Source organism: Mesonia maritima, from assembly GCF_042433895.1.
Classification (GTDB): domain Bacteria; phylum Bacteroidota; class Bacteroidia; order Flavobacteriales; family Flavobacteriaceae; genus Mesonia; species Mesonia maritima.
Genome location: NZ_JBHLUA010000027.1, coordinates 22,461 through 49,241, shown reverse-complemented (window position 1 = coordinate 49,241; position 26,781 = coordinate 22,461). Strand labels below are relative to the sequence as shown.

The following is a 26,781-nucleotide window of genomic DNA, read 5'->3' as shown; positions in this document are numbered from 1 at the left end:
AAGCTATGAAAAAGTTAATAATAATCCTTTTAGCCCTAATTCCGGTAGTAAGTCAAGCGCAAAATTTTCAGAAATACGAAAATATGAGAGAAGTAAGCGCAATGGTTATGACCAGCAATATGTTTAAACTCTTAGCCGAAATTGATGTCGATAGCGACGATGAAGAAGTAAAACAGTATCTAAAACTCATCGAAAGTTTAGAAGATATTAAAGTGATTTCCACACACAACTCCAGTATAGGAAAGCAAATGGAAAACGATATGAACGCTTACATCACAAAAAATGCTTTACAAGAATTAATGCGTTTTAAAGATGAAAATAAAAATGTACGATTTTACTCCAAACCGGGCAGTAAACCCAGTCAAGTAAAACAATTGGTAATGCTTTTTAACGGACAGGAAGATAATAAACCTATTACCGTAGCGCTTTCCATCACCGGAAATATCGACTTAAAAGAAATCTCAAAATTAGCGAAAGATTTAAAAGTTCCCGGAGCAGAAGAATTAGAAAATTTAGATGAAAATAATTAAGATGAAAAACATAATAAAAATATCACTCGCGTCCGCTATAGCTTTTCTAGCCTTAGCTTGTAATAGCGAACCTTCTCTTCAAAAGTATTATGTAGAGAAACAAGAAAATGTAAATTTTGTTGTCATCGATGTACCTTCGAGTCTTTTTTTAGGCAGTAATTCAAGTTTAAATGAAGAACAACAAAAAGCTTTAGGAAGTATAGAAAAGGCAAATGTGTTAGCTTTTCCTATAACTGAAAAAAATAAAGAGGAATTTGAAAAGGAAAAAGAAACGGTAGACCATATTTTTAAAGATGAAAAATACAAATTGCTCTTTAGAATGGGTTCTGTAGGAAAAGGAGTTCGATTAATGTATTTAGGTGAAGAAGATGCGATAGATGAATTTATTCTATACGGCGTTCACGAAGAAAAAGGTTTTGCAGTTGCCCGTATTTTAGGAGACGATATGAATCCCGGCGCAATTATGAAATTAATGAAATCTGCTGGAGAAGGAGATATAGATGTAAATATGGATGTTTTTGAAGACTTCTGAAGACTTCGGAAAAAGTATAGAAAAAAAGACAGATTCTATTCAATAAAAGTGGAATAAAGAGTCTAAAAAAAGCCCGATCTAAAAATCGGGCTTTTATTTTTTTAGCAATCGCTTAAACTTACTTTAACAGCTAAACCGCCTTCAGAAGTTTCTTTGTATTTAGAATTCATATCTTTTGCAGTATCCCACATGGTTTCAATTACTTTATCTAATGGAACTTTCGCTTTTGTAGCGTCACTATCTAAGGCAATTTCAGCAGCATTTATCGCTTTTATCGCGCCCATTGCATTTCTTTCGATACAAGGAATTTGTACCAAGCCTGCAATCGGGTCGCAAGTTAATCCTAAGTGATGTTCCATCGCAATTTCACTAGCCATTAGTACTTGTTCTGGTGTTCCCCCCATAAGTTGGGTTAACGCTCCCGCTGCCATTGCCGAGGAAACGCCAATTTCAGCTTGGCAACCACCCATTGCTGCAGAAATAGTTGCTCCTTTTTTAAATAAACTACCGATTTCGCCGGCTACGAGCATAAATTTTTTAATTTCTTCAAAACCCGCGTTATGATTTTCAATCGTCATATAATACATTAAAACCGCTGGAACGGTTCCGGCGCTTCCATTTGTTGGAGCTGTTACAACTCGTCCTAGAGAAGCATTTACTTCATTTACACTAATCGCAAAACAGCTTACCCATTTTAAAATCTGGCGGAATTTTACTTCGGTTTTACGAATTCCCTCTAACCATTCTTGCGGATTATTATATTTTACCTCGCCAATTAGTTTCTGATGCATCGCAAAAGCGCGTCGTTGTACTTTTAGTCCGCCGGGAAGAATTCCATCAGTATGGCAACCAATATACATCGACTCTAACATAACGTTCCAAATTGCTTTTAAACCTTCATCAATTTCTTCCTCATTTCTAAGGGAAAGTTCATTCGCTAAAACAATATCAGAAATTTGTTTTCCTTCTTGATGACAATATTTTACCAAGTCTGTAGCTTTTTCAACAGGAAATGGAAAATGTTCAAAGTCTTCTATTTTCTCTTTAGCATTTTTTCGAGCTTTTTTAACTACAAATCCGCCGCCGATAGAGAAGAAGGTTGAACTTATTTTTTTTCCACTAGTTAAAGTTGCGGTAAATTTTATTCCGTTAGGATGAAAATCTAGAAATTTTTTATTGAATATAATTTGTTCTTGTGGAGCAAAATTCACTTCTTTTTCACCGTTCAGTAAAAGTTTTTTTTCAGTTTGGATTTTTTTTATTTCTGGGTCAATTTTTTCTAAATCCATCGTTACAGGATCGTAACCGCATAAACCTAAAAGTGAAGCAATATCGCTGGCATGACCTTTTCCAGTAAGTGATAACGATCCGTAGAGATCTACCTTAACGGTTTCTATTAGATTAAATACATTTTTATCTTTCAGCTCTTTTAACCAACGTTGGCCGGCTCTCCACGGACCTAAAGTATGGGAACTTGAAGGACCAACCCCAATTTTGAGCATATCGAAAACGCTAATGCATTCAATTTTTTTCATATAAATTTATCTTTTTAAGTATCAAAACTTAGCACAAATATTAAAGAATTTTTTGAGCTTTCTATTATATAAATATGAAAAATTTTTATTCTTCTAAATGCTTTTAAAAAATAGACCTTTAATGCCATTTTTAGGAGCGTTTCAGAAATAAAGTGACAACCTGTCATAAAAAATCTGCTGGCATAATGATTGACTATTTGTTAGCGTATTAAAATTGAAAAAAAATTAAAAATAAATAACTATGAGTAAAATAATTGGTATAGACTTAGGGACAACCAACTCTTGCGTTTCTGTTATGGAAGGAAACGAACCCACAGTAATACCTAATGCTGAAGGTAAAAGAACAACTCCTTCTGTAATTGCATTTGTAGAAGGTGGTGAAATTAAAGTTGGTGATCCAGCAAAAAGACAAGCAGTAACAAATCCTGAAAAAACAATCTCTTCTATAAAAAGATTTATGGGTAATAAATACTCAGAATCTCAGAAAGAAGCAGAGCGTGTTGCTTATAAAGTAAAAAAAGGAGATAACGATACTCCACGTGTAGATGTAGATGGTCGTTTATATACTCCACAAGAATTATCTGCTATGATTCTTCAGAAAATGAAGAAAACCGCAGAAGATTATTTAGGTCAAGATGTTTCTGAAGCTGTAATTACAGTTCCTGCATACTTTAACGATTCGCAACGTCAAGCTACAAAAGAAGCGGGTGAAATTGCAGGTCTTAAAGTTCGTAGAATTATAAACGAACCAACCGCAGCAGCTTTAGCTTACGGTTTAGATAAAAAAGGTCAAGACCAAAAAATTGTAGTATTTGACTTTGGTGGTGGTACGCACGATGTTTCTATCCTAGAATTAGGAGATGGCGTTTTTGAAGTACTTTCTACCGATGGAGATACGCACTTAGGTGGTGATGATGTTGATGAAAAAATTATCGATTGGTTAGCTGAAGAATTCAAAAAAGATGAAGATATCGATCTTAGAAAAGATCCGATGGCGCTGCAACGTTTAAAAGAAGCTGCAGAAAAAGCTAAAATTGAATTGTCTTCTTCAACACAAACCGAGATTAATTTACCTTATGTAACTGCAACTTCAAGCGGACCAAAACACTTGGTAAGAAGTCTTTCTAGATCTAAATTCGAGCAATTAATTGCAGATTTAGTAAAAAGAACAATCACGCCTTGTGAAAAAGCAATGAAAGATGCCGGTATTTCTAAAAGCGATATCGATGAAGTAATTTTAGTTGGTGGTTCTACACGTATTCCTGCAGTACAAGAAGCTGTTGAGAAATTCTTTGGTAAAAAACCAAGTAGAGGTGTAAACCCAGATGAAGTTGTAGCGATTGGAGCTGGAATTCAAGGTGGTGTTTTAACCGGAGATGTTAAAGATGTATTGTTATTAGACGTTACGCCACTTTCTTTAGGTATTGAAACTATGGGCGGTGTAAATACTAAATTAATTGAAGCGAATACAACAATCCCTACTAAAAAATCGCAAACATTCTCTACCGCGGCAGATAACCAGCCATCTGTAGAAATTCACGTATTGCAAGGGGAGCGTTCTATGGCATCAGACAATAAAACGATTGGTAGATTCCACTTAGACGGAATTCCACCAGCGCCAAGAGGAACACCTCAAATTGAAGTAACTTTTGATATTGATGCAAACGGAATTATTCAAGTAAGCGCTGAAGATAAAGCTACCGGTAAGAAACAAGATATTCGTATTGAAGCTTCTTCTGGATTAACCGAAGAGGAAATCGAGAAAATGAAGCAGGAAGCTGAAGCAAATGCTGAAGCCGATAAAAAAGCGAAAGAAAAAGTAGATAAGCTTAATGAAGCTGATACAATGATTTTCCAAACTGAAAAGCAATTAAAAGAGTTTGGAGATAAACTTTCTGATGACAAGAAAAAACCGGTAGAAGATGCTTTAGAAGAACTTAAAAAAGCATACGAAACTAAAGAGTTAGAAAAAATTGAACCAGCTTTAGAAAAGTTAAATGAAACTTGGAAATCTGTTTCAGAAGAAATGTATAAAGCACAAGCTGAAGCGCAACAACAAGGCGGTCCTCAACAAGGAGCAAGTGGAGCGCAAGGCGGAGCCGAAGAAAATTCTGGAAAAGATAAAGACGGTGGCGTTGAAGACGTAGATTTTGAAGAAGTAAAATAGTACAAAAAGTTCATTTACATATAATTATCTTAGTTAAACGCAACTCATATCGAGTTGCGTTTTCTTTTCAATAAACTATCTCGGGGCAAGCTCACGAGGCATTTATTGGGAACAAATCTTTAAATTCGAGGCAAGCCTCTGGATATTATACCTTTTGGTGGCGACCATAAAAAATTATGAAAACAAATATTCCATATTCAATTTTAGAATTAGCCACAGTTGCTCGCAATTCTAATCCACAAGAAACCTTTGCTAAAAGTTTAGATCTCGCTCAACAAGCTGAGAAATTTGGATACCACCGGTTTTGGTTGGCAGAACACCATAATATGAAAAGTATTGCCAGTGCAGCAACTGCTGTTTTAATTGGTCATATAGCTGGTGGAACCGAAAAAATTCGAGTAGGTTCTGGCGGAATTATGCTTCCAAATCATTCTCCTTTAATCGTAGCTGAGCAATTCGGAACGTTGGGAAATTTATATCCAAAAAGAATTGATTTAGGTTTAGGAAGAGCTCCGGGAACCGATCAGGAAACCGCTCACGAAATTCGTTCCGACAGAATGAAAGCGGTTTATCAATTTCCACAAGAAGTTAGTAGAATTCAAAATTTTTTTTCAACTGAAAACAGTCAGAAAGTTCGTTCCTATGTTTCAGAAGGTGTAGAAGTTCCTATTTATATTTTAGGTTCAAGTACAGATAGTGCTTATGTAGCCGCAGAAAAAGGATTGCCGTATGTTTTTGCGAGTCATTTTGCTCCGGCACAACTACACCAAGCTTTGCAAATTTATCATCAAAATTTTCAGCCTTCAAAATTTCTTAATAAACCTTATACAATTGCAGGAATAAATGTGATTGCCACAGATACAGATGAAGAGGCAGAAATTCTTTCTACTTCAACTTTACGAATGATTTTAGGCGTGGTTTCAGGAAATATTGATTACATTCAACAGCCAACTAAAATGACTTCAGATTTAAAAGAAATTGCAAATCATCCCAGCATTCAGCAAATGATGAAATACGCTTTTATAGGAAGTAAAGAAACAGTAAAGGAGAAAACAAAAGCATTTTTAGAAGAAACAAAAGTTGATGAGGTTATTGTGGCTTCACATATTTATAATCACGAAGATCGGGTGAATTCTTATAAGTTATTTTCAGAAATTATGAACGAATTATAGACTTGCTGTAAAAAAGTTGAAGTGAAAAGCCTATCAAAACTTAGATAGGTTTAGATTCAGAATAATTATTTTACTTACTTTTGTGAGAACAATTCAAGTACAAATTGAAATCGATGAGCCAAAAAGTTTTATTGAACGCAAACGAAATTGAAATTATACTTCACCGACTGGCTTGTCAACTTATTGAAAATCACGATAATTTTTCAGAATCGGTATTAATTGGTATTCAACCAAGAGGCGTTTTTTTAGCTAATCGTATTCAGCAAAAATTAGAGCAAGATTATAAAATTCCGGAAGTAAAAACCGGAAAATTAGACATTACTTTTTACCGTGACGATTTTAGACGAGGTGAAAAACCTTTAGAAGCCAATAAAACACGAATAGATTTTCTTGTAGAAGATAAACGCGTTATTTTTATAGATGATGTTTTATATACCGGTAGAAGTATTCGTTCGGCTTTAACCGCAATTCAATCGTTTGGAAGACCAAAAGAAATAGAATTATTAACGCTAATCGATAGAAGATTTAGTCGTCATTTACCAATTCAACCCGATTATAATGGAAGACAAGTCGATGCGATAAATGAAGAACGCGTAAAAGTAAATTGGAAAGAAAACGAAGGCGAAGATTGCGTTTACCTGATAAATAAATAAAAAATGAGTGAATTAAGTGTAAACCACTTACTGGGAATTAAATACATCACCAAAGAAGATGTAGAATTGATTTTTAAAACGGCAGATCATTTTAAAGAAGTGATTAACCGACCGATTAAAAAAGTTCCTTCGCTTCGCGATATTACCATTGCTAATTTATTTTTTGAAAACAGTACCCGAACGCGACTTTCATTTGAATTGGCCGAAAAAAGATTAAGCGCCGATGTGGTAAATTTTTCAGCGGCTTCTTCTTCAGTAAAAAAAGGGGAAACTTTAATCGATACGGTAAATAATATTCTCTCGATGAAAGTTGATATGGTTGTCATTCGACATCCAAATCCTGGAGCGGGCGTTTTTCTATCACAACATGTTGACGCAAGTATTATTAATGCGGGTGATGGAGCACACGAACACCCGACACAAGCATTGTTAGATTCGTATTCCATTCGAGAAAAATTAGGAGAAGTTAAAGGCAAAAATGTAGTAATTGTCGGTGATATTTTACACAGTCGTGTAGCGTTAAGTAATATTTTTGCTCTGAAATTACAAGGTGCGAATGTAAAAATATGTGGACCAAAAACCTTACTACCAAAGCATATTGAAAGTTTAGGTGTTGAGGTTGAAACCGATTTAAGAAAAGCACTAGAATGGTGCGATGTTGCTAATATGTTACGGGTTCAGAATGAACGAATGGAAATTAGTTATTTCCCGAGTACGCGTGAATATGTGCAACAATTTGGTTTGAATAAAAAAATACTCGATTCACTTTCAAAAGAAATTACCATTATGCATCCCGGGCCAATTAACCGCGGTGTAGAAATTACAAGCGACGTTGCCGACTCTGAACACGCTATAATTTTAGATCAAGTTGAAAATGGAGTAGCGGTGAGAATGGCCGTAATTTATTTATTAGCTTCCAAAATTAAACAGTAATCCTATGAAAATTACCAAGCAAGAAAATTACTGGATTCTTGAAGATGAAAAAGATAATGTAAAGGCATTTGCGAGTTATTTAGAAAATAAGGCTTACGCTGAGTTTGAAAATAAAAATGTAGTTATTGATATTTTAAAATACGGCAGTTTAAGCTTAGAAGAATTACTCAGTTTTTTAGAATTATCAAATAAACATCGTGCTCAAAATCATTCGTTTGTAATTGCAAATGATACGATTAATATAGATCAAGTTCCAGAAGAATTAATTGTAGTTCCTACACTTTTAGAAGCAGGAGATGTTATTCAGATGGAAGAAATAGAGCGCGATTTAGGCGCTTTTTAAAACCGGCTCTATGCAGCTCACCATTTTAGGATGCTATTCAGCAACTCCGCGAACATTCAACAATCCAACTTCGCAAGTTCTCGAAATAAATAATCATATTTTTTTAATCGATTGCGGTGAAGGAACTCAAGTTGCGCTGCGCAGAAATAAAATAAAATTCAACAGAATTAAGCACGTTTTTATTTCGCATTTACATGGCGATCATTTTTTTGGATTAATCGGGTTAATTTCGACTTTTAGTTTGCTGAATAGAAAAACAGAACTTCATATTCACGGACCAAAAGGAATTAAAGAAATAATCACACTTCAATTAAAATTATCAAAATCCTGGACCAGTTATCCGCTTTATTTTCACGAATTAGAAAGCAAAGAACCCCAACTTATTTTTGAAGATGAAAAAGTTACCGTAGAAACAATTCCATTGAATCATCGCGTTTACACCAACGGATTTTTATTCAAAGAAAAACCCGGCGACCGAAAATTGTTAATGAACGAAGTTTTAAATTACGAAATCGATGTCGCTTATTACCGAAGCATTAAAAAAGGGAAAGACGCCATTTTAGAAGATGGAACCGTAATTTCTAATGAAAAATTAACCGCACCGCCAATTCCGCCAAAAAGTTATGCATTTTGCAGCGATACATTTTTTAAACCTGATATAATTCCGCAGATAAAAGGCGTTACCGGATTATATCACGAAGCTACTTTTTTAGAAACGCATCAACATTTGTGCGAACCAACAAAACATTCCACTGCAAAACAAGCTGCGGAAATGGCAAAATTAGCCGAAGCTTCAAAATTAATTCTTGGTCATTATTCTACGCGATACGGCGATATAAATTTATTTAAAGCGGAAGCCGAAACAGTTTTTGAAAACGTAGTTTTAGCTGAAGACGGCAAGAAAATAAATTTTAATTAAATCGTTACAAACTTCTTGATTTCACTTTTTCCTTAGCTACGATTCTTGTAAATTGCAGTATGGAAAAGAATTTAGAAAACTACCGCAAAGTCTACAAAAAGGCAGAACTTCGTTTAGAAAATTTAGAGAAAAATCCCATTCAATTATTTCAGAAATGGTTTAATGAAGTTGAAGCGATTACTGAAATAGATGAAGCTAATGCAATGACAATGAGTACAATTGGGTTAGATGGATTTCCTAAAAACAGAGTGGTTTTACTGAAAAAAATTAAAGAAGAAGGTTTTGTTTTTTATACCAATTACGAAAGTGAAAAGGGAAAAGCAATTGCTAAAAATCCAAAAGTTTCTCTCTCATTTTTTTGGCCTGCCGCAGAACGCCAAGTGATTATTATTGGAGAAGCTGAAAAAGTTTCTGAAGAAGAATCTGACGCTTATTTTAATTCTCGACCTAAAGGAAGTCGTTTGGGAGCTCTCGTTTCGCCTCAAAGTCAACCGATTGAAAATCGAGAAATTCTTGAAAAAAAATTGGCAGAACTGGAAAAAGAATATGAAGATAAAACGGTTGAAAGACCTTCTCATTGGGGAGGATATATTGTAAAACCGCAAGCAATAGAATTTTGGCAAGGTCGCCCAAATAGATTACACGATCGTTTTAAATATACATTGAATAAAGATAATTCGTGGACTGCTATTCGATTAGCGCCATAATTCAGAAAAATAAAGCAATATGAAGAAATTAATTTTAGTCCGTCACGGAAAATCGTCTTGGGAAAATAATTTGCCAGATGATAAACGGCCGTTAAAAAAACGTGCTTATACCGATGCAGAATTAATTATTAAAGCTTTTAAACTCTATGCTAACAAACCACTTAAATTAATTTCAAGCAAAGCCGTTCGAGCTTTAGAAACCGCTAAATTATTTAAAAAAGGTTTAGCGATAGAAGATAAAGATTTCAAAATTATAGACGATTTATATACGTTTGATGAAGACGAATTGCTTTCAGTTATTAGAAATCAACCCGATGAAAATAATAAATTAATGATTTTTGGGCACAATCCTGCAATGACCATTTTAGTAAATTTATTAGGTGATAAAGAAGTAGATAATTTACCCACTACAGGTTTAGTAGTAATTGATTTTGAAGTTGATAAATGGAAAGATATCGCTGAAGGAAAAACATTAGTAACCTTATTTCCGCGAACGTTTAAATAAATGAAAAATAACAATTCGTACATCAATCGGGAAATAAGTTGGTTGCAATTTAACGCGCGCGTACTTCAAGAAGCTGCAGATTCAAGCGTTCCGTTACTGGAAAGACTTCGTTTTTTAGGAATTTTTTCTAACAATTTAGATGAATTTTTTAAAGTTCGTTATGCCACTGTAAAACGAATCGATCAAGCCGGGAAAGGCGGAAAAAAAGTTCTTGGCGGTGTTACTGCAAGCGATCTTTTAAAGGAAATCACACAAATTGTTATAGAACAGCAAAGTACGAGTTTAAAGATTCTGAGTAACATTCAGCATAAACTTAAAAACCACGGAATTTTCATTATTAAAGAAGATGAAGTTTCGCAAAAACAAGCACAATTTGTACAAGACTATTTTTTGCAAAAAGTAAGTCCGGCGCTGGTTACCATTATTTTAAATGATTTAGAAGAAATTCCGCGTTTAAAAGATAGCGCTGCTTATCTGGCGGTAAAAATGATTCTTAAAAAAGAAAAAAACAAAAGTCAGGAAAAGCGTTATATTCTCATTGAAATTCCTCGCGGAATCGGTCGTTTTGTAGAATTACCTTCAGAAGATAACAATAAATATATCATCATTTTAGACGATTTAATTCGGTATAATTTAAAAAGTCTTTTTAGTATTTTCGATTATGAAAGTATTTCTGCGCATATGATTAAAATTACGCGTGACGCCGAATTAGATATGGCGGGAGATCTCGATAAAAGTTATATTGAAAAATTACTTTCCTCGATAAAAGATAGAATTGAAGGCGAACCGGTTCGTTTTGTGTACGATAAAACAATCGATAAAGACACGTTAGAATTTTTACTTTCTAAAATGGGAATCGATGATTCCGACAGCGTAATTCCGGGTGGTCGTTACCACAATCGTAAAGATTATATGAATTTTCCGAGTCTTGGCGCTAAAGAATTATTATACCCAAAATACGCTGCGCTTCCGGTAGAAGGTTTGTCTTTAAATGGAAGTTTACTGCAAAAAATAGCAGTAAAAGATTACTTACAATATACGCCTTATCATACCTTTTCGTACACCGTAAAATTTTTACGCGAATCGGCTTTAGATCCGCAAGTAAAAAGTATTAAAATTACCATTTATAGATTAGCTGAAATTTCTCACATCGCGAGTTCACTTATCAATGCAGTGAAAAACGGAAAATCGGTTACCGTGGCGATAGAATTACGCGCTCGTTTTGATGAAGCTAATAATATTCGCTACGCAGAACAAATGCAGCGAGAAGGCGTTAAATTAATTTTTGGAGTTCCCGGCTTAAAAGTTCATAGTAAAGCTTGTGTAATAGAACGTTTAGAAAATAGAAAACTGAAAAAATATGGTTTTATAAGTACTGGCAACTTTAACGAAACAACCGCTAAAATTTATACCGATTATACGCTTTTCACCGCTCATCAATCGTTGCTAAAAGATGTCGATAAAGTCTTTAATTTCTTTGAAATCAATTACAAAGTCAATAAATACAAACACATTATTGTTTCGCCTCATTATTCAAGAAGTGCGTTTGAACGTTTAATAGACCACGAAATTCAATTTGCTAGAGAAGGAAAACCTAGCGGAATAAAAATAAAATTCAATAGTTTATCAGATAATAAAATGATCGATAAACTTTACCAAGCGAGTAGAGCAGGAGTTCCTATAAAATTAATTGTGCGTGGTATTTGTTGTTTAATTCCGGGAGTTAAAGGAATGAGTGAGAATATAGAAGCTATTAGTATAATAGATAAATACTTAGAACATCCAAGATTATATATTTTTGAAAACGGTGGAAACAGAAAAACCTTTATTTCTTCAGCCGATTGGATGACGAGAAATCTTGATAATCGTGTAGAAATCACGTGTCCAATTTATCAAGAAGACATTCAAAAAGAATTGTTAGATACATTTGAAATTTGCTGGAACGACAATGTAAAAGCCAGAGATTTTTCTTCAGCAAAAGAAAATGATTACCGTAAAAATAAAAAACCTAAATTGAGGAGCCAGTTTGCCACTTATGATTATTATCTTGAAAAACTAGCTAAATCTTAAAAAATATACGTGTTGAAAATCAGAAAATATGCAGCGATCGATATTGGTTCCAACGCCGTTCGATTATTAATTTCTACCATTACAGAACCCGAAAATAAAGAACCAACGTTCAAGAAAACCTCGTTAGTTCGTGTTCCTATTCGTTTAGGCGCCGATGTTTTTGTAAACGGAGAAATTTCGCCTGAAAATATGCTTCGAATGGAAGACACAATGCGAGCTTTCGATTTGTTAATGAAATCTCATAAAATTGAACGCTACAAAGCTTGCGCGACTTCTGCGATGCGCGATGCGTCTAATGGAAAATTGCTCGCTGAAAAAGTAAAAAAGGATACTGGAATAGAAATTGAAATTATCGATGGCGAACACGAAGCTGCCATAATTGCTGCTACAGATTTACACGAATTAATTCAAGATGATAAAACCTATTTGTATGTTGATGTTGGCGGCGGAAGTACCGAAGTTACCCTATTTTCTGAAGGAAAAACTATTGCTTCAAAATCGTTTAAATTAGGAACCGTTCGTTTATTAAATGATATTGTTGACGAAAAAATGTGGACTGATGTTGAAGAATGGATAAAAAGAGAAACGAAAAAATACACCAAAATTTCATTGATTGGTTCTGGTGGAAACATCAATAATATTTTTAAATCCAGCGGAAAAAAAATAGGAAAACCACTTTCATTCTTTTATTTAAGTTCCTATTATCAACTTTTAAATTCATTAACTTACGAAGAGCGAATTTCAGAATTAAATTTAAATGAAGATCGCGCGGATGTTATTATTCCCGCTGCAAAAATTTATCTTTCTGCGATGAAATGGAGTAGAGCTCGAAAAGTGTATGTTCCAAAAATAGGTTTGGCAGACGGAATTATAAAATCACTTTACAATGAAGCAAAAGCTGAAGAAAACAAATAAATATTAACTGTGAATTCCTTCACCTTCGCTAAAACTTTTCATAATTTTAGCTTCATAAGTTAGAAGATCTTGCCATTTTTTATTTACTTCTTCCGTATCGCCATATTTACGGGCAAAATTTAAAAACATCGTATAATGATTGGCTTCGCTAATCATTAATTTTTTATAAAAAGTGCGCAGTTCTTTTTCTTGTAATTTTTCAGATAGAAGCTTAAACCGTTCGCAACTTCTAGCTTCAATTAAAGCCGCATAAAGCAAACGATGCACCATTTGATTAATTCTGCTTCCACCTTTCGGGAAAAACTTCATTAATTCTACCACGTAATAATCACGCCGATCGCGCCCCATTGTATAACCGCGTTCTACAATTTTATCGTGAACCATTTTAAAATGACTCATTTCTTCTTGAACCAAATCAGTCATTGCAATGACTAATTCTTCATATTCCGGAAAACTTACAATTAAAGAAATTGCTGTCGAAGCCGCTTTTTGTTCGCAATAAGCGTGATCTATCAAAATTTCTTTAATATTTTTTTCAGCAATATTTGCCCATCTCGGGTCGGTGGGAAGTTTTAAACCTAACATAATCTAAACATCTAAATCGAAAGTGGAACGTAATTTATCAATAAGCGGATTTTTCTCCTTTAGTTTTTCAAATTTTTCACGTGTGGTAAACGCATATTTTTTTGAAGCTTCTTCATTTATAACAATTTCCAGTTCTATAAAACTATTTTTTACTTTTCTACGAATATGATTTAAAAGCGGACCTTTAGCTCTGTTTAATTCAACTTTCATCGTTGAATTTGGCAGTTCAATCTGTAATTTTTTACCGTTAATTTTTGGGGTATCGGTTTCTAAAATTGAAGCTAATATTTTTTCTCCTTTTCTTTTTAAACGTTTTACGTGTTCATCCCAAGCGGACAAAACTTGTGCTTCGGTAAACTTTTCATCTAATTCAATTTTAGAAGCTTCTTTCTTTTTTTGTTGTTCTGCTTGAAGCTTTTTCTTTTCGCCAATACTTTTTAACGAAAGACCGGAAGTTTTCTTTTTTGTTTTTAAATCTATTTTAGCTGAATTTTTTTCAGTGGGAAGTGAACTTTCTTCACCAGAAGTTACCGGAGAAACTACCTCAGGTTGTTCATTTTCTTGAATAATTTCTTTGGAAGCTGAAGAAACCGGCGTAGCTTTTTCAGTAATAGAAACAAAATTTTCAGCCGGAATTATAAAGCGTTCAGACTTTTTTTTTTCTCCATCGAAAGTGATAGAGGCTAATTGCATTAAAGTTAATTCAACTAATAATCGTGAATTCCTGCTCGATTTGTATTTTAAATCACATTCGTTGGCGAGTTCAATTCCTTCCAAAAGTAAATCTTGTGGTGCTTTTTGTGATTGCTCAAAATACTTAGTTTTTGTTTCCTCGCCAACTTCTAATAATTGAATAGTAGATTGATTTTTACAAACCAATAAATCTCTAAAATGAGCAGCGAGACCAGCAATATAATGGTGACCGTCGAAACCTTTTGCCAATACCTCATTATATTGAAGTAAAAGTTCTGGAATTTTATTTTCTAAAATTAAATCGGTAGAAGTAAAATAAGTTTCGTAATCGAGAACATTTAAATTTTCGGTAACAGCAGTTCGCGTAAGTTCATTTCCGCTAAAACTTACTACACGATCGTAAATCGATAAAGCGTCACGCATAGCGCCATCAGCTTTTTGAGCGATTATATGAAGCGCGTCATCTTCAGCATTTACGCCTTCATTTTTTGCGATAGTTGCAAGATATTCTTTAGCATCGCTTACCGTAATTCGTTTAAAATCGAATATTTGACAGCGTGATAAAATAGTAGGAATTATCTTGTGCTTTTCGGTAGTCGCCAAAATAAAAATCGCATGCTTTGGTGGTTCTTCCAAGGTTTTTAGAAATGCGTTAAACGCCGCTTGCGAAAGCATATGAACCTCATCAATAATGTAAACCTTGTATTTTCCAACTTGTGGTGGAATACGAACCTGATCTATTAAATTCCGAATATCATCTACCGAGTTGTTAGAAGCCGCATCTAATTCAAAAATATTAAAAGCAAAATCTTCTTGGGTATCTTCGGTAGCTTGTTGATTTATTTTTTTGGCAAGAATTCTGGCACAAGTAGTCTTACCAACTCCACGTGGACCTGTAAAAAGTAAGGCTTGCGCTAAATGATTGTTTTTAATTGCATTTTCTAAGGTATTTGTAATAGCCTTTTGTCCAACCACATCATTAAAGGTTTCTGGGCGGTATTTTCGGGCTGATACTACAAATTGTTCCATAGAAATTTAAACTTAAAGCAAATATATAAATAGCGTGAAAAAGAACGCAGCGAATAGCTTGAATTCTATTAAATTTTATTCACAATTTTTCTGAATTTTAAAGGATAAGTTCTTCGATAAATTATCTTTGCACGAAAGTAGACCGCCTTATCGCTAATTTTTTAGAGGAAAGTCCGGACACCATAGAGCGGCATAGCGGCTAACGGCCGCCGATTGTGAAATCAGGACAAGTGCAGCAGAAAGAATGTACAGGTAATGCTGTAGTGAAATCAGGTAAACTCTATGCGGTGCAATGTCATGTAAACCAACGTTCGAGATTGCTCAGTCGATGTTGGAGGGTAGGCAGCTTAGAAATTTTTGGCAACAAAAATTCTAGATAAATGATAAGGATTTTCTAAATTTTAGGAAAAACAGAATCCGGCTTACAGGTCTACTTTTTTATTTTTATCCAGGGTTTTAAATAACCAATCTTTCGCTTCGTGTACCGAGGAAAAAACATCAAGTGGTTTGCTGAAAAAACCTTTTTCAAACAAGGCATTTTGCTTTCCTAATTCTGAATAACTAACAATTGCCATCGCATCTAAGCGTTCGTGCATTGAAGTTAATTGGTACATCATTGGGTTTATTGTGTATGGATATATTCTGTCGGCAATGTAACCAAATGGTTTGTTTGGGTAATATTTATCGAAAATCATAATAAACCAATTAAGGGAATCTTCTTCGAATAAAATTCCTTCTTTTATAGAAGAAAGAATGTAATTTTCGTAAAGCTCGACATAAGCTAATTCATTGTCGAAAATCTTGAATGGGGCGATCATAGATTTTTTATAATTTAATTTTGAAAGAATGAAAAAACGGAACCGCCGTATTTTCTAGAATCTTGAAAATTTTTAGTGGTTGATAAATCGGTGTGTTTAGAATGTTCGATAATTAATAAACCGTCTTCTGCCAAAAGATTATTTTCAAATATTAAATTGGAAATAGTTTGAAATTTCTCAGTTTCAAAATCATAAGGCGGATCGGCAAAAATAATATCGAATTGTTGTGGCGATTTCTCTAAGTAAGAAAAAACATCACTTTTTATAGTATTTATTTCAGCTTCTAGCGATTTAGCAGTTTGTTCTATAAATTTTACACATGCAAAATTTGAATCTACGGCAGTTAAATTTTGAACTCCTCGGGACGAAAATTCATAACTTATATTTCCGGAACCAGCGAAAAGATCGAGTGTTTTTAAAGTGGAAAATTGAAAACGATTGACTAGAATATTGAACAAAGCTTCTTTTGCCATATCTTTTGTGGGGCGAATAGGAAGCTTTTTTGGAGCAGTAATGCGTTTTCCTTTGTGTTTTCCTGAAATTATTCGCATATAGAACTTAGTAAAAGATGATGAGTGTGTAAACTTTCAGAATTCATTGTAGAAGTTTCAATATTTTTAATTCTTTCGACAAAGATAACTTCTTTTATATACTTATAGAGTAATTTATAATAATCGCTTTCTTTTTCAATATTTCCCATTAAAAAAACAGGTGTTTCTGCTGTACTTAGTGAAAGTTGCTCAAAAGTAAAAAGTAAATAATAGAGAAAATCTTCTGCTGTTTCATGAATAAAACTATTGCAAAGTAGAAGATTAGCTTTAGAAACTACACAAACATCGAAAGAGGAATTTTGAAAATTCACATAAACTTTCGTTTTATCTGTTGAATTTTGTAAAGCAAATTCCGTTAAAAGTGTAGACGCATGTTTGTAGGTAAAAGCACCAAAATTCTCAAATAAATAATTATTAATATTCACATACGGAATATAAACATTATTGATCTGTTGGTTCGAAAGTTCATCGAAAGAAGCTACGTCGGTTTTTAAAATTTTTACGCTGTATTTTAAATAATCGGTAAGGTGTTCTTCTTTAAAAATAGGTCGCGGTACAAAACTGTATAATTGATTTCCATAAATTGCGAGAACATCTTCAATTTCATATTCAGCCAGAGAATATTCAATATAATTTTCTATAAAATGAAGAAGTTCTTCTGGTGTTTTTTTATCTGAAAATTCTTCAGTTGAGAAAGAAATAACCTTAGCCGGGTTTTGTTGAGAGACACAAAAAGAAAGTCCATCTTGACGAATCAAGATGGACAATTTATAAGATAACTTATTTTGTTTACTTATCGTTTGCTCCATAAACTTTAGGCCAGTTTCCGTTGGTATTTACTTCTTCCATCGAGCCTACTTTTAGGTATTCTCCGTTTACACCATCTACAGAAACTACTTGTTTTTCTTGTGAAACTTCATCAGGATCTTGATCTGCTAAAATTACATCTTTAGAAACTTTTACTTCAAATACCGGAATATTGCTATTATTTTTATAAACCGTTCCTGCCTGAAGTTTAAACTTTTTATCATCAGTTGTCGGTACATACATCATTTTCTTGTATCGATCTGAATTTTTGAAAAGTGAATCTTTTACGGGAGTAGAACCAATCGTATCAATTATTACATCTTGAATCATTTTATCTACACCGTAATTTTTTTGGTATTCTTTATCTAAATACGAAGTGTCTCTACGTTGCGTAATCGTAAATTCAGCAGTATCGATAAAACGAACTAAGCTATCGAAATCGCCAGTAAATTTACCGGTAACTTCTTTATGTGCTAATTCTGCCTTACGTATATCTTTTAAGCGATCGATCACTTTTTGATAGCGGGCTTCTTTAATTTTATTAAATTGAATAGGATCATAAACAGACATAAAAGTTAGGTATCCTAAAACACCGATAACTGCCCAAAGAACCAATTGAATTACAAGTCTCATACCCGAGGTTTTTTATAGTTTAATAGTATGTACGCAAATCTACAACTTTTTTTTATTCGTAAAAGTTTCCAGGATAAAAATCCATCTTTATCTTTGGTTTTTATCTAAAGCTCTATTTTAATGACCGCACAAGCATTTTATAAACTTCTTCTTCACGATTTTGAATACGAAGTCACCAGTCAGCAAAATATTGCTTTGCAAAAACTTTCAGAATTTATTGTAGCCGATCAAAAAGATCAATTATTTGTCCTCAAAGGTTATGCCGGAACTGGAAAAACTACAATTATTGGTACGGTGGTTAAGAATTTATGGAAGATAAAAAAAAGTCCGGTACTTGCTGCACCAACCGGTAGAGCGGCAAAAGTGATGAGTAATTATTCGGGCTATCAAGCGCATACCATTCACAAAAAAATATATTTTCCTAAAAAATCGGGAGTTGCAAAATTGCAGTTTACGCTTCAACCCAATAAGCATAAAAACACTATTTTTATTGTAGATGAAGCTTCAATGATTTCAGATTACCCAAGTGATGCTAAATTATTTGAAAACGGCTCTTTGTTAGACGATTTAATAGATTATGTATATTCCGGTCATAATTGCAAATTAATTCTTATTGGCGATACTGCGCAATTACCACCTGTAAATTTAAGTTTGAGTCCGGCACTAGATCAAGATAAATTAGGACTCACATATCAAAAAGAAGTCAGTCATATTGAGTTGAATGAAGTAGTTCGGCAGCAACAGCAAAGCGGAATTTTAGAAAATGCGACTTTACTCCGGGAAGCGTTAAAATCTGAATTTTATAATACTTTTAAATTTCATGAAAATGCGGGAAATGATTTTATTCGTTTAATCGATGGTTACGAAATTATGGATGCCATTAACGATGCTTATGATAATAATGGTCACGAAGAAACCGCAATTGTAGTGCGTTCTAACAAACGTGCAAATGTTTACAATCAACAAATTCGCTCCAGAATTCTTTTCCGCGAAAGCGAAATAGCCGCAGGTGATTTTTTAATGGTCGTAAAAAATAATTATTTCTGGATTAAACCCAATTCTGATGCAGGATTTATAGCAAATGGCGATATTGTTGAGATCTTAGAAATTTTTGATATTAAAAGTTTATACGGTTTCCGTTTTGCTGAAGTAAAAGTTCAAATGGTAGATTATCCCAATATGAAACCTTTCGAAACCGTAATTATGCTCGACACCTTAGAAGCCAACACGCCGTCACTACCATATGAAGAATCTAACCGCTTGTACGAAGAAGTGATGAAAGATTATGAAGATGAACGCACGAAATACAAGAAATTTTTAAAAGTAAAAAACAATAAATATTTTAACGCTTTGCAAGTGAAATTCAGCTATGCAATGACTTGTCATAAATCGCAAGGTGGACAATGGAATACCGTTTTTGTGGAACAACCTTATTTAAAAGATGGCATTACAGAAGATTATTTGCGTTGGCTGTATACCGCTTGTACGCGTGCAAAAGATAAATTATACCTTATTGGATTTAAAGATGAATTTTTTAAATAATTTTTTATGAAAAAACCTTCTGACTTAAAAATTATCGCGATGATTCCGGCGCGTTATGCCGCTTCTCGTTTCCCCGGAAAATTAATGAAAGATCTAGCGGGAAAAACCGTAATTCAACGAACTTACGAAGCTGCGGTAGAAACCAATCTTTTTCAGGGAGTTTATGTGGTAACCGATAGCGATATTATTTTTGATGAAATTGAAAAAATAGGAGGGAAGGCCATAAAAAGTAAAAAAGAACATGACTGCGGAAGCGATAGAATTGCTGAAGCTGTAGAAAATTTAGATGTTGATATTGTGGTAAATGTTCAAGGCGACGAACCTTTTATTCAGCAGAAAAGTTTAGAAAAATTATTGGAGGTATTTTATGCTGAAGATGCTGCTGAAATAGATTTAGCTTCCTTAAAAACAGCTTTAGAAACCGAAGAAGACATTCTAAACCCGAATCACGTAAAAGTGATCACCAATAAAAATGATTTTGCACTTTATTTTTCAAGATCACCAATTCCGTATTTAAGAAATAAAGAAGCAAAAATCACCTATTATAAGCACATTGGTATTTATGCTTTTAGAAAAGAAGCTTTATTAGATTTTTACCATTTACCAATGTTAGGTTTAGAAGATGCTGAAAAACTAGAGCAACTTCGCTATCTCGAATACGGAAAAAATATAAAAATGGTGGAAACCGACTTAAAAACTATTGGTATCGACACGCCGGAAGATTTAGAAAAAGCGAGAAAATTATTAGCCAATTAATTGCTGACCGCTTTTTTATAAACTTTTAAGCAGCGTTCACGAGCTTCTTTGTGATCTACCATTGGTTCTGGGTAATCTTCAGTGTCAAATTCGGGAATCCATTTTTTAACGTATTTTCGGTCTTTATCAAATTTATCGAGTTGCGAAGTCGGATTAAAAATTCTGAAATAAGGCGTTGCATCTACGCCACTTCCGGCAATCCATTGCCAATTTCCCACATTTGAGGACATTTCGTAATCGAGCAATTTTTCAGCAAAATAAGCTTCGCCCCAACGCCAATCGATTAATAAATGTTTACACAAAAAACTACCCACCACCATTCTAACGCGATTGTGCATTATTCCAGAATTATTTAATTCTCGCATTCCTGCATCTACCAATGGATAGCCTGTTTTTCCCTCTTTCCATTTTTTGAATTCAGCTTTTTTATTTCGCCATTCAATTCGGTCGTATTTTTCTTTAAATGCATCGGTTACTGTTTTTGGATAATGATATAGAATTTGCATAAAAAATTCACGCCAAATAAGTTCTTCTAAGAAAGTTTCGTCTTTTTCTTGTATGGCTTTTTTTACAATTTTTCTGATTCCGACCGTTCCAAATCGCAGATGCGGACTTAAATTGGAAGTTCCTTTCTTTGAAGGAATATTTCTTTTTTCATCATATTCTTCCATTAAAGTTGGGGTTAATTCATACTCGGGAACTTCAATAGTAGATTTTTTAAAACCAATGTCTGAAAGTGATAAGTTTGGTAAACGTGAATTTTGAATTAAATTTTCTAAATGTTGTGAGGTATAATGAATTTTTAATTTTTCAGCTTTAAATTTTTTCTTCCATTGCTTCATATAAGGCGTGTAAACCAAATAGGGCGTTTCATCTTTTTTTACCACCTCGCTTTTTTCAAAAATAACTTGATCTTTAAAAGTTTTAAATTCAATATTTTTTTCAGCTAAAAAATCGTTTATTTTTTCATCACGTTCTTTAGCATAAGGTTCATAATCGCGATTGGTATAAACTTCAGCAACAGAATAATCTTTAACTATTTTTTTAAAAACTTCTTTAGGTTTTCCTTGAAAAATAGCAAGTGAACTGTCATATTTTTCTTGAAAAGTTTTCCTTATTTCCTGAATTTTTTGATGAATAAAAGTTACACGCGCATCATCTTTGGGTAAATCGTTTAATATTTCAGAATCAAAAATAAAAATAGGTAAAACCGGATAACCACTTTTTAAAGCGGCTAAAAAACCAACATTATCATCGATTCTTAAATCTCTTCGAAACCAAAATATGCTGTAATTTTCTGTACTCATTAATTTAAATTTAATGAAGAAAGTCCGCCATCGACTCCAAAAACCTGACCGGTAATCCAGCTACTTTTGTCGGAAAGTAAAAAAGACGTCATATAAGCCAAATCTTCATCTCTACCCACCCGTTTAAGCGGATGACGTTCGCTCATTTTTTCTTTTTTCTTTTCGTTATTTAATAATTTTTCAGCAAGTGGCGTATCGGTTAACGACGGCGCGATTACATTCACCCGGATTTTGGGTGCATACTCCGCGGCAAGCGATTTTGCGAAACCTTCGATAGCGCCTTTTGCCGCGGCAACACTTGTATGAAAAGGCATTCCGGTTTGTACAGCGATTGTACTGTAAAAAACCAAACTTGCCTGATCTGAATTTTGAAGTTTTGGTAGTAAACCTTTTAAAACATTTACTAATGAAATGAAATTTTTTTGGATATCTTTTTCAAAAGCCTCTGCCGAAAGCATTTTGAAAGGTTTTAAATTAATTGTTCCCGGACAATAAACCAAACCATCTATCGTTTCGGGAAGATCTAAACTTTCGATATCATCTTTGTAAGCATCAAACTCTAAATGCGTTACCTTTAACTCATTTAATTTTTGGTTGGTTCTCGATGCTATAAAAATATTATAGTCATTTTGAAGTTCTTTAGCGACTTGAAAACCAATACCGTAGCTTCCGCCGATGAGTAAAATATTTTTCATAATTAGTTGTGTTTTCCGAAAAGTTCTTCTAATTTTTTTTCTCTGTAGGCAAAAATTTCTTCCAATTTAGGTTTTACTAAAAAAGGATGAGCGAGTTGCCCTAATTTTCCCATTGGCAATTTATAATGCAATAAATCTTCCATTTCTACGCCGCCATCAATTTCTTTTATAAAATGTTTGTGATGCCAAAGTTTATAAGGTCCGAAGCGTTGTTCATCTACAAAATATTCTTTGTTTTTTATGTGGGTAATTTCGGTAACCCATTTGGTTTTAATTCCGAAAAGTGGCGTAACAATATATTCAATTATCTGACCTTGGTACATTTTGCGATCTGCACCACCTTTTATATCAAACCCCATATAATCTGGAGTAATGACTTTTAAATTTTTGGGATCTGCTAAAAATTGCCATGCTTTTTCAATAGAAATCGGCAAATTTTGTCTTTTATGTAACGTGTATATTTTCATCCCTACTAAAATAAAATTATTATTGTTTAATGTAAAAATAAAAAAGTTAAACAAAAGTTATTCTTTTATTTAGATAGAGCAGGATTAAATCTGAAAAAGTTACTTTTAGTAAAAATTCAGGTATGAAATATTCATTTTTCCTTTTCCTTTTTATGGTAATTTCATGTAAAAGCACACAACAAGATAGTTTTAAAAATTCATTGAATTCCAATTCTTTAATTTTATTAAGTGAATGTCCTGAGCCTGAAAAATGTTCGATTACGGTTATGGAAAATACCTCAATGAGCTTTTCAAAGGATAACGCGAATAAATTATATCCCGAATTTAAACCGAATGAAAACACGATGATTATAAAATACACTTTTGCTGTAAATATGGATCAACAGGCGAGTGACGGTCATTATAAAGAAGAAATTTTATTTGAAATTCCTAATACTGAAAAAAAATTGGTGTTGAATGATGAAGAATTATCTAAAGTGAAATTATTGCACGGAATGTTTTGTTATTGCAAAGGCGCCGCAGGATATTACGAAGTAAAGAACGGCAAATTAAAAGTTGAAAATAATGAACTTTTGCTTCAATTTAAAAATGAAAACGTCTCGCAACGAATCGATTCAATAAAAGCAAAATATTAAAAAAACCGCTTCAAATTTGAAGCGGTTTTTAGTTTATTTAATAATTAATTTTTTGATAATCTTGGAACTACCGTTAGAGATTTCAACGAGGTAAATTCCACTTTGCGGATTTCCTAATTCAACAGAGTGTCTTACCAAGGAAGAATTCAATTCTTTTTGGTGAATTAATTTTCCATTAATATCGAAAATTCTTACGGTCTGTTTCTTTCCGTCTGTATTCATTAAATCAATGGTGAATTTTCCCGAAGTAGGATTTGGGTAAAGCGCAAATTCTATATCTTTTACACTTGGTGTATTCAACACATTGGTTGTTATTTCAAAATCCTCTTCATTTACAGTTAAAAAAATATTATCAACCGCTTTTACCATTATTCTGCATTCTGTAGAAGCAGTTCCTACAGGAGTTACAATATTATGCGAACCATCGTTAGGAACATTATCGGCAACAAGTTCTGTGAAATTTTCACCACTATCATAAGAAAGGAAAATATCGACTGTTTGAGTATTTATTCCATTTCCGTTTGTGCCGCCAACATTCCAAATTATCGGTACACTTTCATTTTGACTATAAGAAATACCACTGCTATTTTGAGATAAAATTCGAAAAGGTCCGCTATTGACAACATTCACAGTTACATTTTCTCGAGAACTCTGTCCGCCAAGCGGGTTATTATCTCTTACGGTAACGCTAAAATTTAAACTTCTCGAAACCATTGGAATAACTTCCCATTCAGGATCTAAATTTCCGGTTGAAATTTGTGCTAATTCAGGAAAATACCGGCTAGATGAACTCACAGGTATTCTAGATCTAAATAAAGCACCACTTGTAGCGAAAGCTGATGGCGGAGAAGGAGCAAAACCAGCATCGGTTTGTTCCCAACAATAGGTTAATTGATCGTTGTCTGGATCGCTAGCATTCGCAGTTAAGACAAATGCTGTAGATCTAGGAATGGTATAATTTGGAATAGATTGTATAACCGGAGCCTGATTATTTATAGAGGAATTATCTGGGCAAAAACTTCCGCTTCCATTTGAAATGTTATTATAAATTTCATCAATACTTATTGCGTGAAAATAAGGATCACTAGAAAACTGAATATTTTCTCCGGGACACAAACCTGCATAGGCCATAATTGTAGTTCCGCTACCTGGTTCTATAGCAGTATTGTTATTTTCATTTCCACTACAACTTCCATTTTGACCATTGAAAGTGTGATTTGCTCCAAATTGATGTCCTAATTCATGCGCCACATAATCTACCGCGAAAGGATCGCCAATAGGTTGAGAAATTCCGGTAACGCCTAACGCTTTAACGGAGTTATTACAAACTGAAAAAAGTTGAGCCAAACCACCAGCGCCAGTACTAAATGTATGGCCAATATCGTAATTGCCAGAACCGATAATGTTATCAATAGTATTTTGACTTTGACCTATTAATTGACCAGTATTATAATTACTAAAAGGGTCGCTATTAGGATTCAAAAATATAATGTCTTCATTATCGGGAACTAAGGTAAAAGTTACTGCTAAATCACGCTCATATATTTCATTTACTCTGTCGATTGTAGCTGCAATTGCCGATAAAACTCCTGCACGTTGTTGCGTGGTAGATGCGCCTTGTAATCCCATATTCGAAATATGAAATTGAGCATATTCTCCAGTTGTTGCCACAGCTAATTCATAAGTTCTCAGAACTGCGTCATCAACATCGGCTTGGGTTACCGGTGTGTTTTTTTCTTCAAAATTATTAGAAGATGCTACCAAACAATTTAAGAATGTATCTGTTTCTGTAATTGAATTCTTTTTAAATACGGTATAGATATTTCCGTTTATAGAATTCGGATTTATATAGGTTAATTTTGCTCCAGTACTTACCATTCCGAAAATTCCATGCGGAGTTATGGTAAGTCTTAAGTTATTTTTTTTATCACTTGTTGTTCCTATAAACGATTGAATTGAGGGAAATTTTGCGGCTAATTCTTTACTTAGCGTTCGTGTTTTAAAAATTTCAAAAGATTTAAATTCATTTTCTCCAATAGGAATAGCAATTTTTACAGGGCTGTTTTCAGTAGAATTTCTAAAAGGAGCATTATTTAAGTCTGCCACAAAAGCTTCATTATTCAAGGAGTAGAAAGTATTACCAGTAACTTCTAGATTTTTATTTAAAATATTTTTTTGCGAAGGCGGAGCGCTAATTTTTGTCCAATAATTTTGACTAAAGCCTAGTAAACTAATTAAAAATGCGACTAAAGAAAGTAATGTTTTTTTCATACCAAAAAGATCATACCGTAAATATAACAAGCAAAACGCTTTAATGATAATTTTTTAAGTGAAACATTCTATAAAAGTTGTTTTCTACACGCTGAAAAACAAAATATTTAGGCTATTTTTACCTTTAAAATAGTAAACCAATAACCATGAAAAAATTAGTATTTGTATTATTTTTATTTAGTGCAATGGTAAACGCACAAGTAAAAGCTCCACAACCAAGTCCATTTGGTAAATTAGAGCAAAAAGTAGGCTTAACAGATATTACTGTAGAATATTCCAGACCTTCAATGCGTGGAAGAACAATTTTCGGAGACTTAGTTCCTTATGATAAAATGTGGAGAACAGGTGCCAATGAAAATACAAAAATCACGTTTAGTGACGATGTGGTAATTAAAGGAAAAAAACTAAAAAAAGGTACTTACGCGATTTTCACGATTCCAATGGAAGAAAACTGGGAAGTAATTTTTTATTCCGATGTTTCAAATTGGGGATTACCAAAACAATGGGATGAAAGTAAAGTAGCTTTAAAAGTAGAAGCGAATACAGATAGTATGCCATTCGATATGGAAACGTTCACCATTGTTATCGACGAATTAACCAACAGTTCTGCTGTGCTTAATTTTCTTTGGGAATCAACCGTAGCTTATTTACCAATTGAAGTTCCTACAGACGAAATGGTAATGGAAAGTATAAAAACGACTATGAAAGCGAACCCAACTTCAAACGATTATTATGCTGCGGCAAATTATTATTTTGAAGAAGTAAAAGACATGAAACAGTCGTTAGAATGGATAAATAAAGCTATTGATATGCAAGAAGAAACTCCATTTTGGATGCTTCGCAGAAAATCGCTTATTCAAGCTAAAATGGGAATGAAAAAAGATGCCATTAAAACTGCTGAATTATCTTTAAAAAGTGCGCAAAAAGCAGGAAATGATGATTATGTAAAAATGAATGAAGAGTCTATTGAAGAATGGAGTAAGTAAAACTCATTTCTTACAATTAAAAAAG

The 26,781-nt window shown here is 33.5% G+C and carries 26 protein-coding genes and 1 other RNA gene; 17 read left to right on the top strand and 10 right to left on the bottom strand.

Translation table 11 applies throughout. The annotated features are described in order from the left end of the window. Window positions 1-5 precede the first annotated feature (5 nt). Together ACFFGL_RS13880 and ACFFGL_RS13875 are read left to right on the top strand one after the other, a co-directional pair. Window positions 6-530: a DUF4252 domain-containing protein gene (locus ACFFGL_RS13880; RefSeq protein WP_309727648.1), complete on the top strand. Its 525-nt coding sequence runs from the start codon at window positions 6-8 to the stop codon at window positions 528-530. Between the two features lies 1 nt (window position 531). After that, a complete protein-coding gene (locus tag ACFFGL_RS13875) occupies window positions 532-1,062 on the top strand; it encodes a DUF4252 domain-containing protein (protein WP_309727647.1) in 531 nt (176 codons plus the stop codon). Between the two features lie 101 nt (window positions 1,063-1,163). Here the strand turns inward: ACFFGL_RS13875 and ACFFGL_RS13870 are convergent, their stop codons facing one another. Continuing rightward, complete coding sequence (locus ACFFGL_RS13870; RefSeq protein ID WP_309727646.1) at window positions 1,164-2,597, bottom strand: L-serine ammonia-lyase; 1,434 nt, start codon at window positions 2,595-2,597, stop codon at window positions 1,164-1,166. A 241-nt stretch (window positions 2,598-2,838) separates the two neighbouring features. On the opposite strand from ACFFGL_RS13870, the gene dnaK reads away from it, so the two are divergent. The 10 genes from dnaK to ACFFGL_RS13820 all read left to right on the top strand — a co-directional run bounded on the left by dnaK (window position 2,839) and on the right by ACFFGL_RS13820 (window position 12,981). Continuing rightward, the gene (gene dnaK / locus ACFFGL_RS13865; protein WP_309727645.1) at window positions 2,839-4,764 is read left to right on the top strand and encodes a molecular chaperone DnaK; all 1,926 of its coding nucleotides are present in this window, start codon (window positions 2,839-2,841) and stop codon (window positions 4,762-4,764) included. 176 nt (window positions 4,765-4,940) lie between these two features. Further along, window positions 4,941-5,936, top strand: coding sequence for an LLM class flavin-dependent oxidoreductase (locus tag ACFFGL_RS13860; RefSeq protein WP_309727644.1), 996 nt, complete (start codon window positions 4,941-4,943; stop codon window positions 5,934-5,936). Between the two features lie 113 nt (window positions 5,937-6,049). Next, window positions 6,050-6,589: a bifunctional pyr operon transcriptional regulator/uracil phosphoribosyltransferase PyrR gene (gene pyrR, locus ACFFGL_RS13855; protein WP_309727643.1), complete on the top strand. Its 540-nt coding sequence runs from the start codon at window positions 6,050-6,052 to the stop codon at window positions 6,587-6,589. 3 nt (window positions 6,590-6,592) lie between these two features. Beyond that, the gene (locus ACFFGL_RS13850) at window positions 6,593-7,522 is read left to right on the top strand and encodes an aspartate carbamoyltransferase catalytic subunit (protein ID WP_309727642.1); all 930 of its coding nucleotides are present in this window, start codon (window positions 6,593-6,595) and stop codon (window positions 7,520-7,522) included. A 4-nt stretch (window positions 7,523-7,526) separates the two neighbouring features. After that, complete coding sequence (locus ACFFGL_RS13845) at window positions 7,527-7,865, top strand: ribonuclease Z (RefSeq protein ID WP_309727641.1); 339 nt, start codon at window positions 7,527-7,529, stop codon at window positions 7,863-7,865. A gap of 10 nt (window positions 7,866-7,875) precedes the next feature. Beyond that, window positions 7,876-8,784: a ribonuclease Z gene (locus tag ACFFGL_RS13840; RefSeq protein ID WP_309727640.1), complete on the top strand. Its 909-nt coding sequence runs from the start codon at window positions 7,876-7,878 to the stop codon at window positions 8,782-8,784. A 59-nt stretch (window positions 8,785-8,843) separates the two neighbouring features. Next, window positions 8,844-9,491 carry a pyridoxamine 5'-phosphate oxidase gene (pdxH, locus tag ACFFGL_RS13835; protein WP_309727639.1) on the top strand — a complete coding sequence of 216 codons (648 nt, stop codon included), beginning with the start codon at window positions 8,844-8,846 and terminating at the stop codon, window positions 9,489-9,491. A 19-nt stretch (window positions 9,492-9,510) separates the two neighbouring features. Beyond that, entirely contained in the window at window positions 9,511-9,996 is a 486-nt protein-coding gene (locus ACFFGL_RS13830) for a SixA phosphatase family protein (RefSeq protein WP_309727638.1), read from the top strand. Continuing rightward, on the top strand, window positions 9,997-12,066 hold the full coding sequence (gene ppk1, locus ACFFGL_RS13825; RefSeq protein ID WP_309727637.1) for a polyphosphate kinase 1: 2,070 nt from the start codon (window positions 9,997-9,999) through the stop codon (window positions 12,064-12,066). A 9-nt stretch (window positions 12,067-12,075) separates the two neighbouring features. Further along, window positions 12,076-12,981: a Ppx/GppA phosphatase family protein gene (locus ACFFGL_RS13820; protein WP_309727636.1), complete on the top strand. Its 906-nt coding sequence runs from the start codon at window positions 12,076-12,078 to the stop codon at window positions 12,979-12,981. A gap of 3 nt (window positions 12,982-12,984) precedes the next feature. Here the strand turns inward: ACFFGL_RS13820 and miaE are convergent, their stop codons facing one another. Beyond that, window positions 12,985-13,566: a tRNA-(ms[2]io[6]A)-hydroxylase gene (gene miaE / locus ACFFGL_RS13815; RefSeq protein WP_309727635.1), complete on the bottom strand. Its 582-nt coding sequence runs from the start codon at window positions 13,564-13,566 to the stop codon at window positions 12,985-12,987. 3 nt (window positions 13,567-13,569) lie between these two features. After that, the gene (gene dnaX, locus ACFFGL_RS13810; protein ID WP_309727634.1) at window positions 13,570-15,288 is read right to left on the bottom strand and encodes a DNA polymerase III subunit gamma/tau; all 1,719 of its coding nucleotides are present in this window, start codon (window positions 15,286-15,288) and stop codon (window positions 13,570-13,572) included. A 134-nt stretch (window positions 15,289-15,422) separates the two neighbouring features. On the opposite strand from dnaX, the gene rnpB reads away from it, so the two are divergent. Beyond that, window positions 15,423-15,729, top strand: an RNA gene (gene rnpB / locus ACFFGL_RS13805) — RNase P RNA component class A. Window positions 15,730-16,120: 391 nt separating this feature from the next. On the opposite strand, the gene rsmD is transcribed toward rnpB, so the two are convergent. Genes rsmD through ACFFGL_RS13790 form a run of 3 tightly spaced genes read right to left on the bottom strand, consistent with a single transcriptional unit; the run spans window position 16,121 to window position 18,097 of the window. After that, entirely contained in the window at window positions 16,121-16,657 is a 537-nt protein-coding gene (rsmD, locus tag ACFFGL_RS13800; RefSeq protein WP_309727633.1) for a 16S rRNA (guanine(966)-N(2))-methyltransferase RsmD, read from the bottom strand. Beyond that, window positions 16,648-17,466 (bottom strand): DUF3822 family protein, encoded by an 819-nt coding sequence (locus ACFFGL_RS13795; RefSeq protein ID WP_309727632.1) that lies wholly within the window; start codon window positions 17,464-17,466, stop codon window positions 16,648-16,650. Before ACFFGL_RS13795 ends, rsmD begins: the two co-directional genes overlap by 10 nt. Beyond that, window positions 17,447-18,097: a hypothetical protein gene (locus ACFFGL_RS13790; RefSeq protein WP_309727631.1), complete on the bottom strand. Its 651-nt coding sequence runs from the start codon at window positions 18,095-18,097 to the stop codon at window positions 17,447-17,449. The genes ACFFGL_RS13795 and ACFFGL_RS13790 overlap by 20 nt, the downstream gene beginning before the upstream one ends. Window positions 18,098-18,217: 120 nt before the next feature. On the opposite strand from ACFFGL_RS13790, the gene ACFFGL_RS13785 reads away from it, so the two are divergent. Further along, window positions 18,218-19,639, top strand: coding sequence for an ATP-dependent DNA helicase (locus tag ACFFGL_RS13785; protein WP_309727630.1), 1,422 nt, complete (start codon window positions 18,218-18,220; stop codon window positions 19,637-19,639). 6 nt (window positions 19,640-19,645) lie between these two features. Further along, window positions 19,646-20,395, top strand: coding sequence for a 3-deoxy-manno-octulosonate cytidylyltransferase (gene kdsB / locus ACFFGL_RS13780; protein WP_309727629.1), 750 nt, complete (start codon window positions 19,646-19,648; stop codon window positions 20,393-20,395). Here kdsB and ACFFGL_RS13775 read toward each other — a convergent pair. Genes ACFFGL_RS13775 through ACFFGL_RS13765 form a run of 3 tightly spaced genes read right to left on the bottom strand, consistent with a single transcriptional unit; the run spans window position 20,392 to window position 22,864 of the window. Further along, entirely contained in the window at window positions 20,392-21,702 is a 1,311-nt protein-coding gene (locus ACFFGL_RS13775; protein ID WP_309727628.1) for a cryptochrome/photolyase family protein, read from the bottom strand. The two genes, kdsB and ACFFGL_RS13775, sit on opposite strands and share 4 nt — an antisense overlap. Beyond that, the gene (locus ACFFGL_RS13770; RefSeq protein ID WP_309727837.1) at window positions 21,702-22,400 is read right to left on the bottom strand and encodes an SDR family NAD(P)-dependent oxidoreductase; all 699 of its coding nucleotides are present in this window, start codon (window positions 22,398-22,400) and stop codon (window positions 21,702-21,704) included. Before ACFFGL_RS13770 ends, ACFFGL_RS13775 begins: the two co-directional genes overlap by 1 nt. Continuing rightward, the gene (locus tag ACFFGL_RS13765) at window positions 22,400-22,864 is read right to left on the bottom strand and encodes an SRPBCC family protein (RefSeq protein ID WP_309727627.1); all 465 of its coding nucleotides are present in this window, start codon (window positions 22,862-22,864) and stop codon (window positions 22,400-22,402) included. The genes ACFFGL_RS13770 and ACFFGL_RS13765 overlap by 1 nt, the downstream gene beginning before the upstream one ends. 122 nt (window positions 22,865-22,986) lie before the next feature. On the opposite strand from ACFFGL_RS13765, the gene ACFFGL_RS13760 reads away from it, so the two are divergent. Beyond that, window positions 22,987-23,499, top strand: a complete 513-nt coding sequence (locus ACFFGL_RS13760) for a hypothetical protein (RefSeq protein WP_309727626.1) — start codon at window positions 22,987-22,989, stop codon at window positions 23,497-23,499. 33 nt (window positions 23,500-23,532) lie between these two features. Here ACFFGL_RS13760 and ACFFGL_RS13755 read toward each other — a convergent pair whose 3' ends face one another. After that, the gene (locus ACFFGL_RS13755; RefSeq protein ID WP_309727625.1) at window positions 23,533-25,770 is read right to left on the bottom strand and encodes a zinc-dependent metalloprotease; all 2,238 of its coding nucleotides are present in this window, start codon (window positions 25,768-25,770) and stop codon (window positions 23,533-23,535) included. 146 nt (window positions 25,771-25,916) lie between these two features. Between ACFFGL_RS13755 and ACFFGL_RS13750 the strand changes: the two genes are divergently transcribed. After that, on the top strand, window positions 25,917-26,756 hold the full coding sequence (locus ACFFGL_RS13750) for a DUF2911 domain-containing protein (protein WP_309727624.1): 840 nt from the start codon (window positions 25,917-25,919) through the stop codon (window positions 26,754-26,756). Window positions 26,757-26,781: the final 25 nt, after the last annotated feature.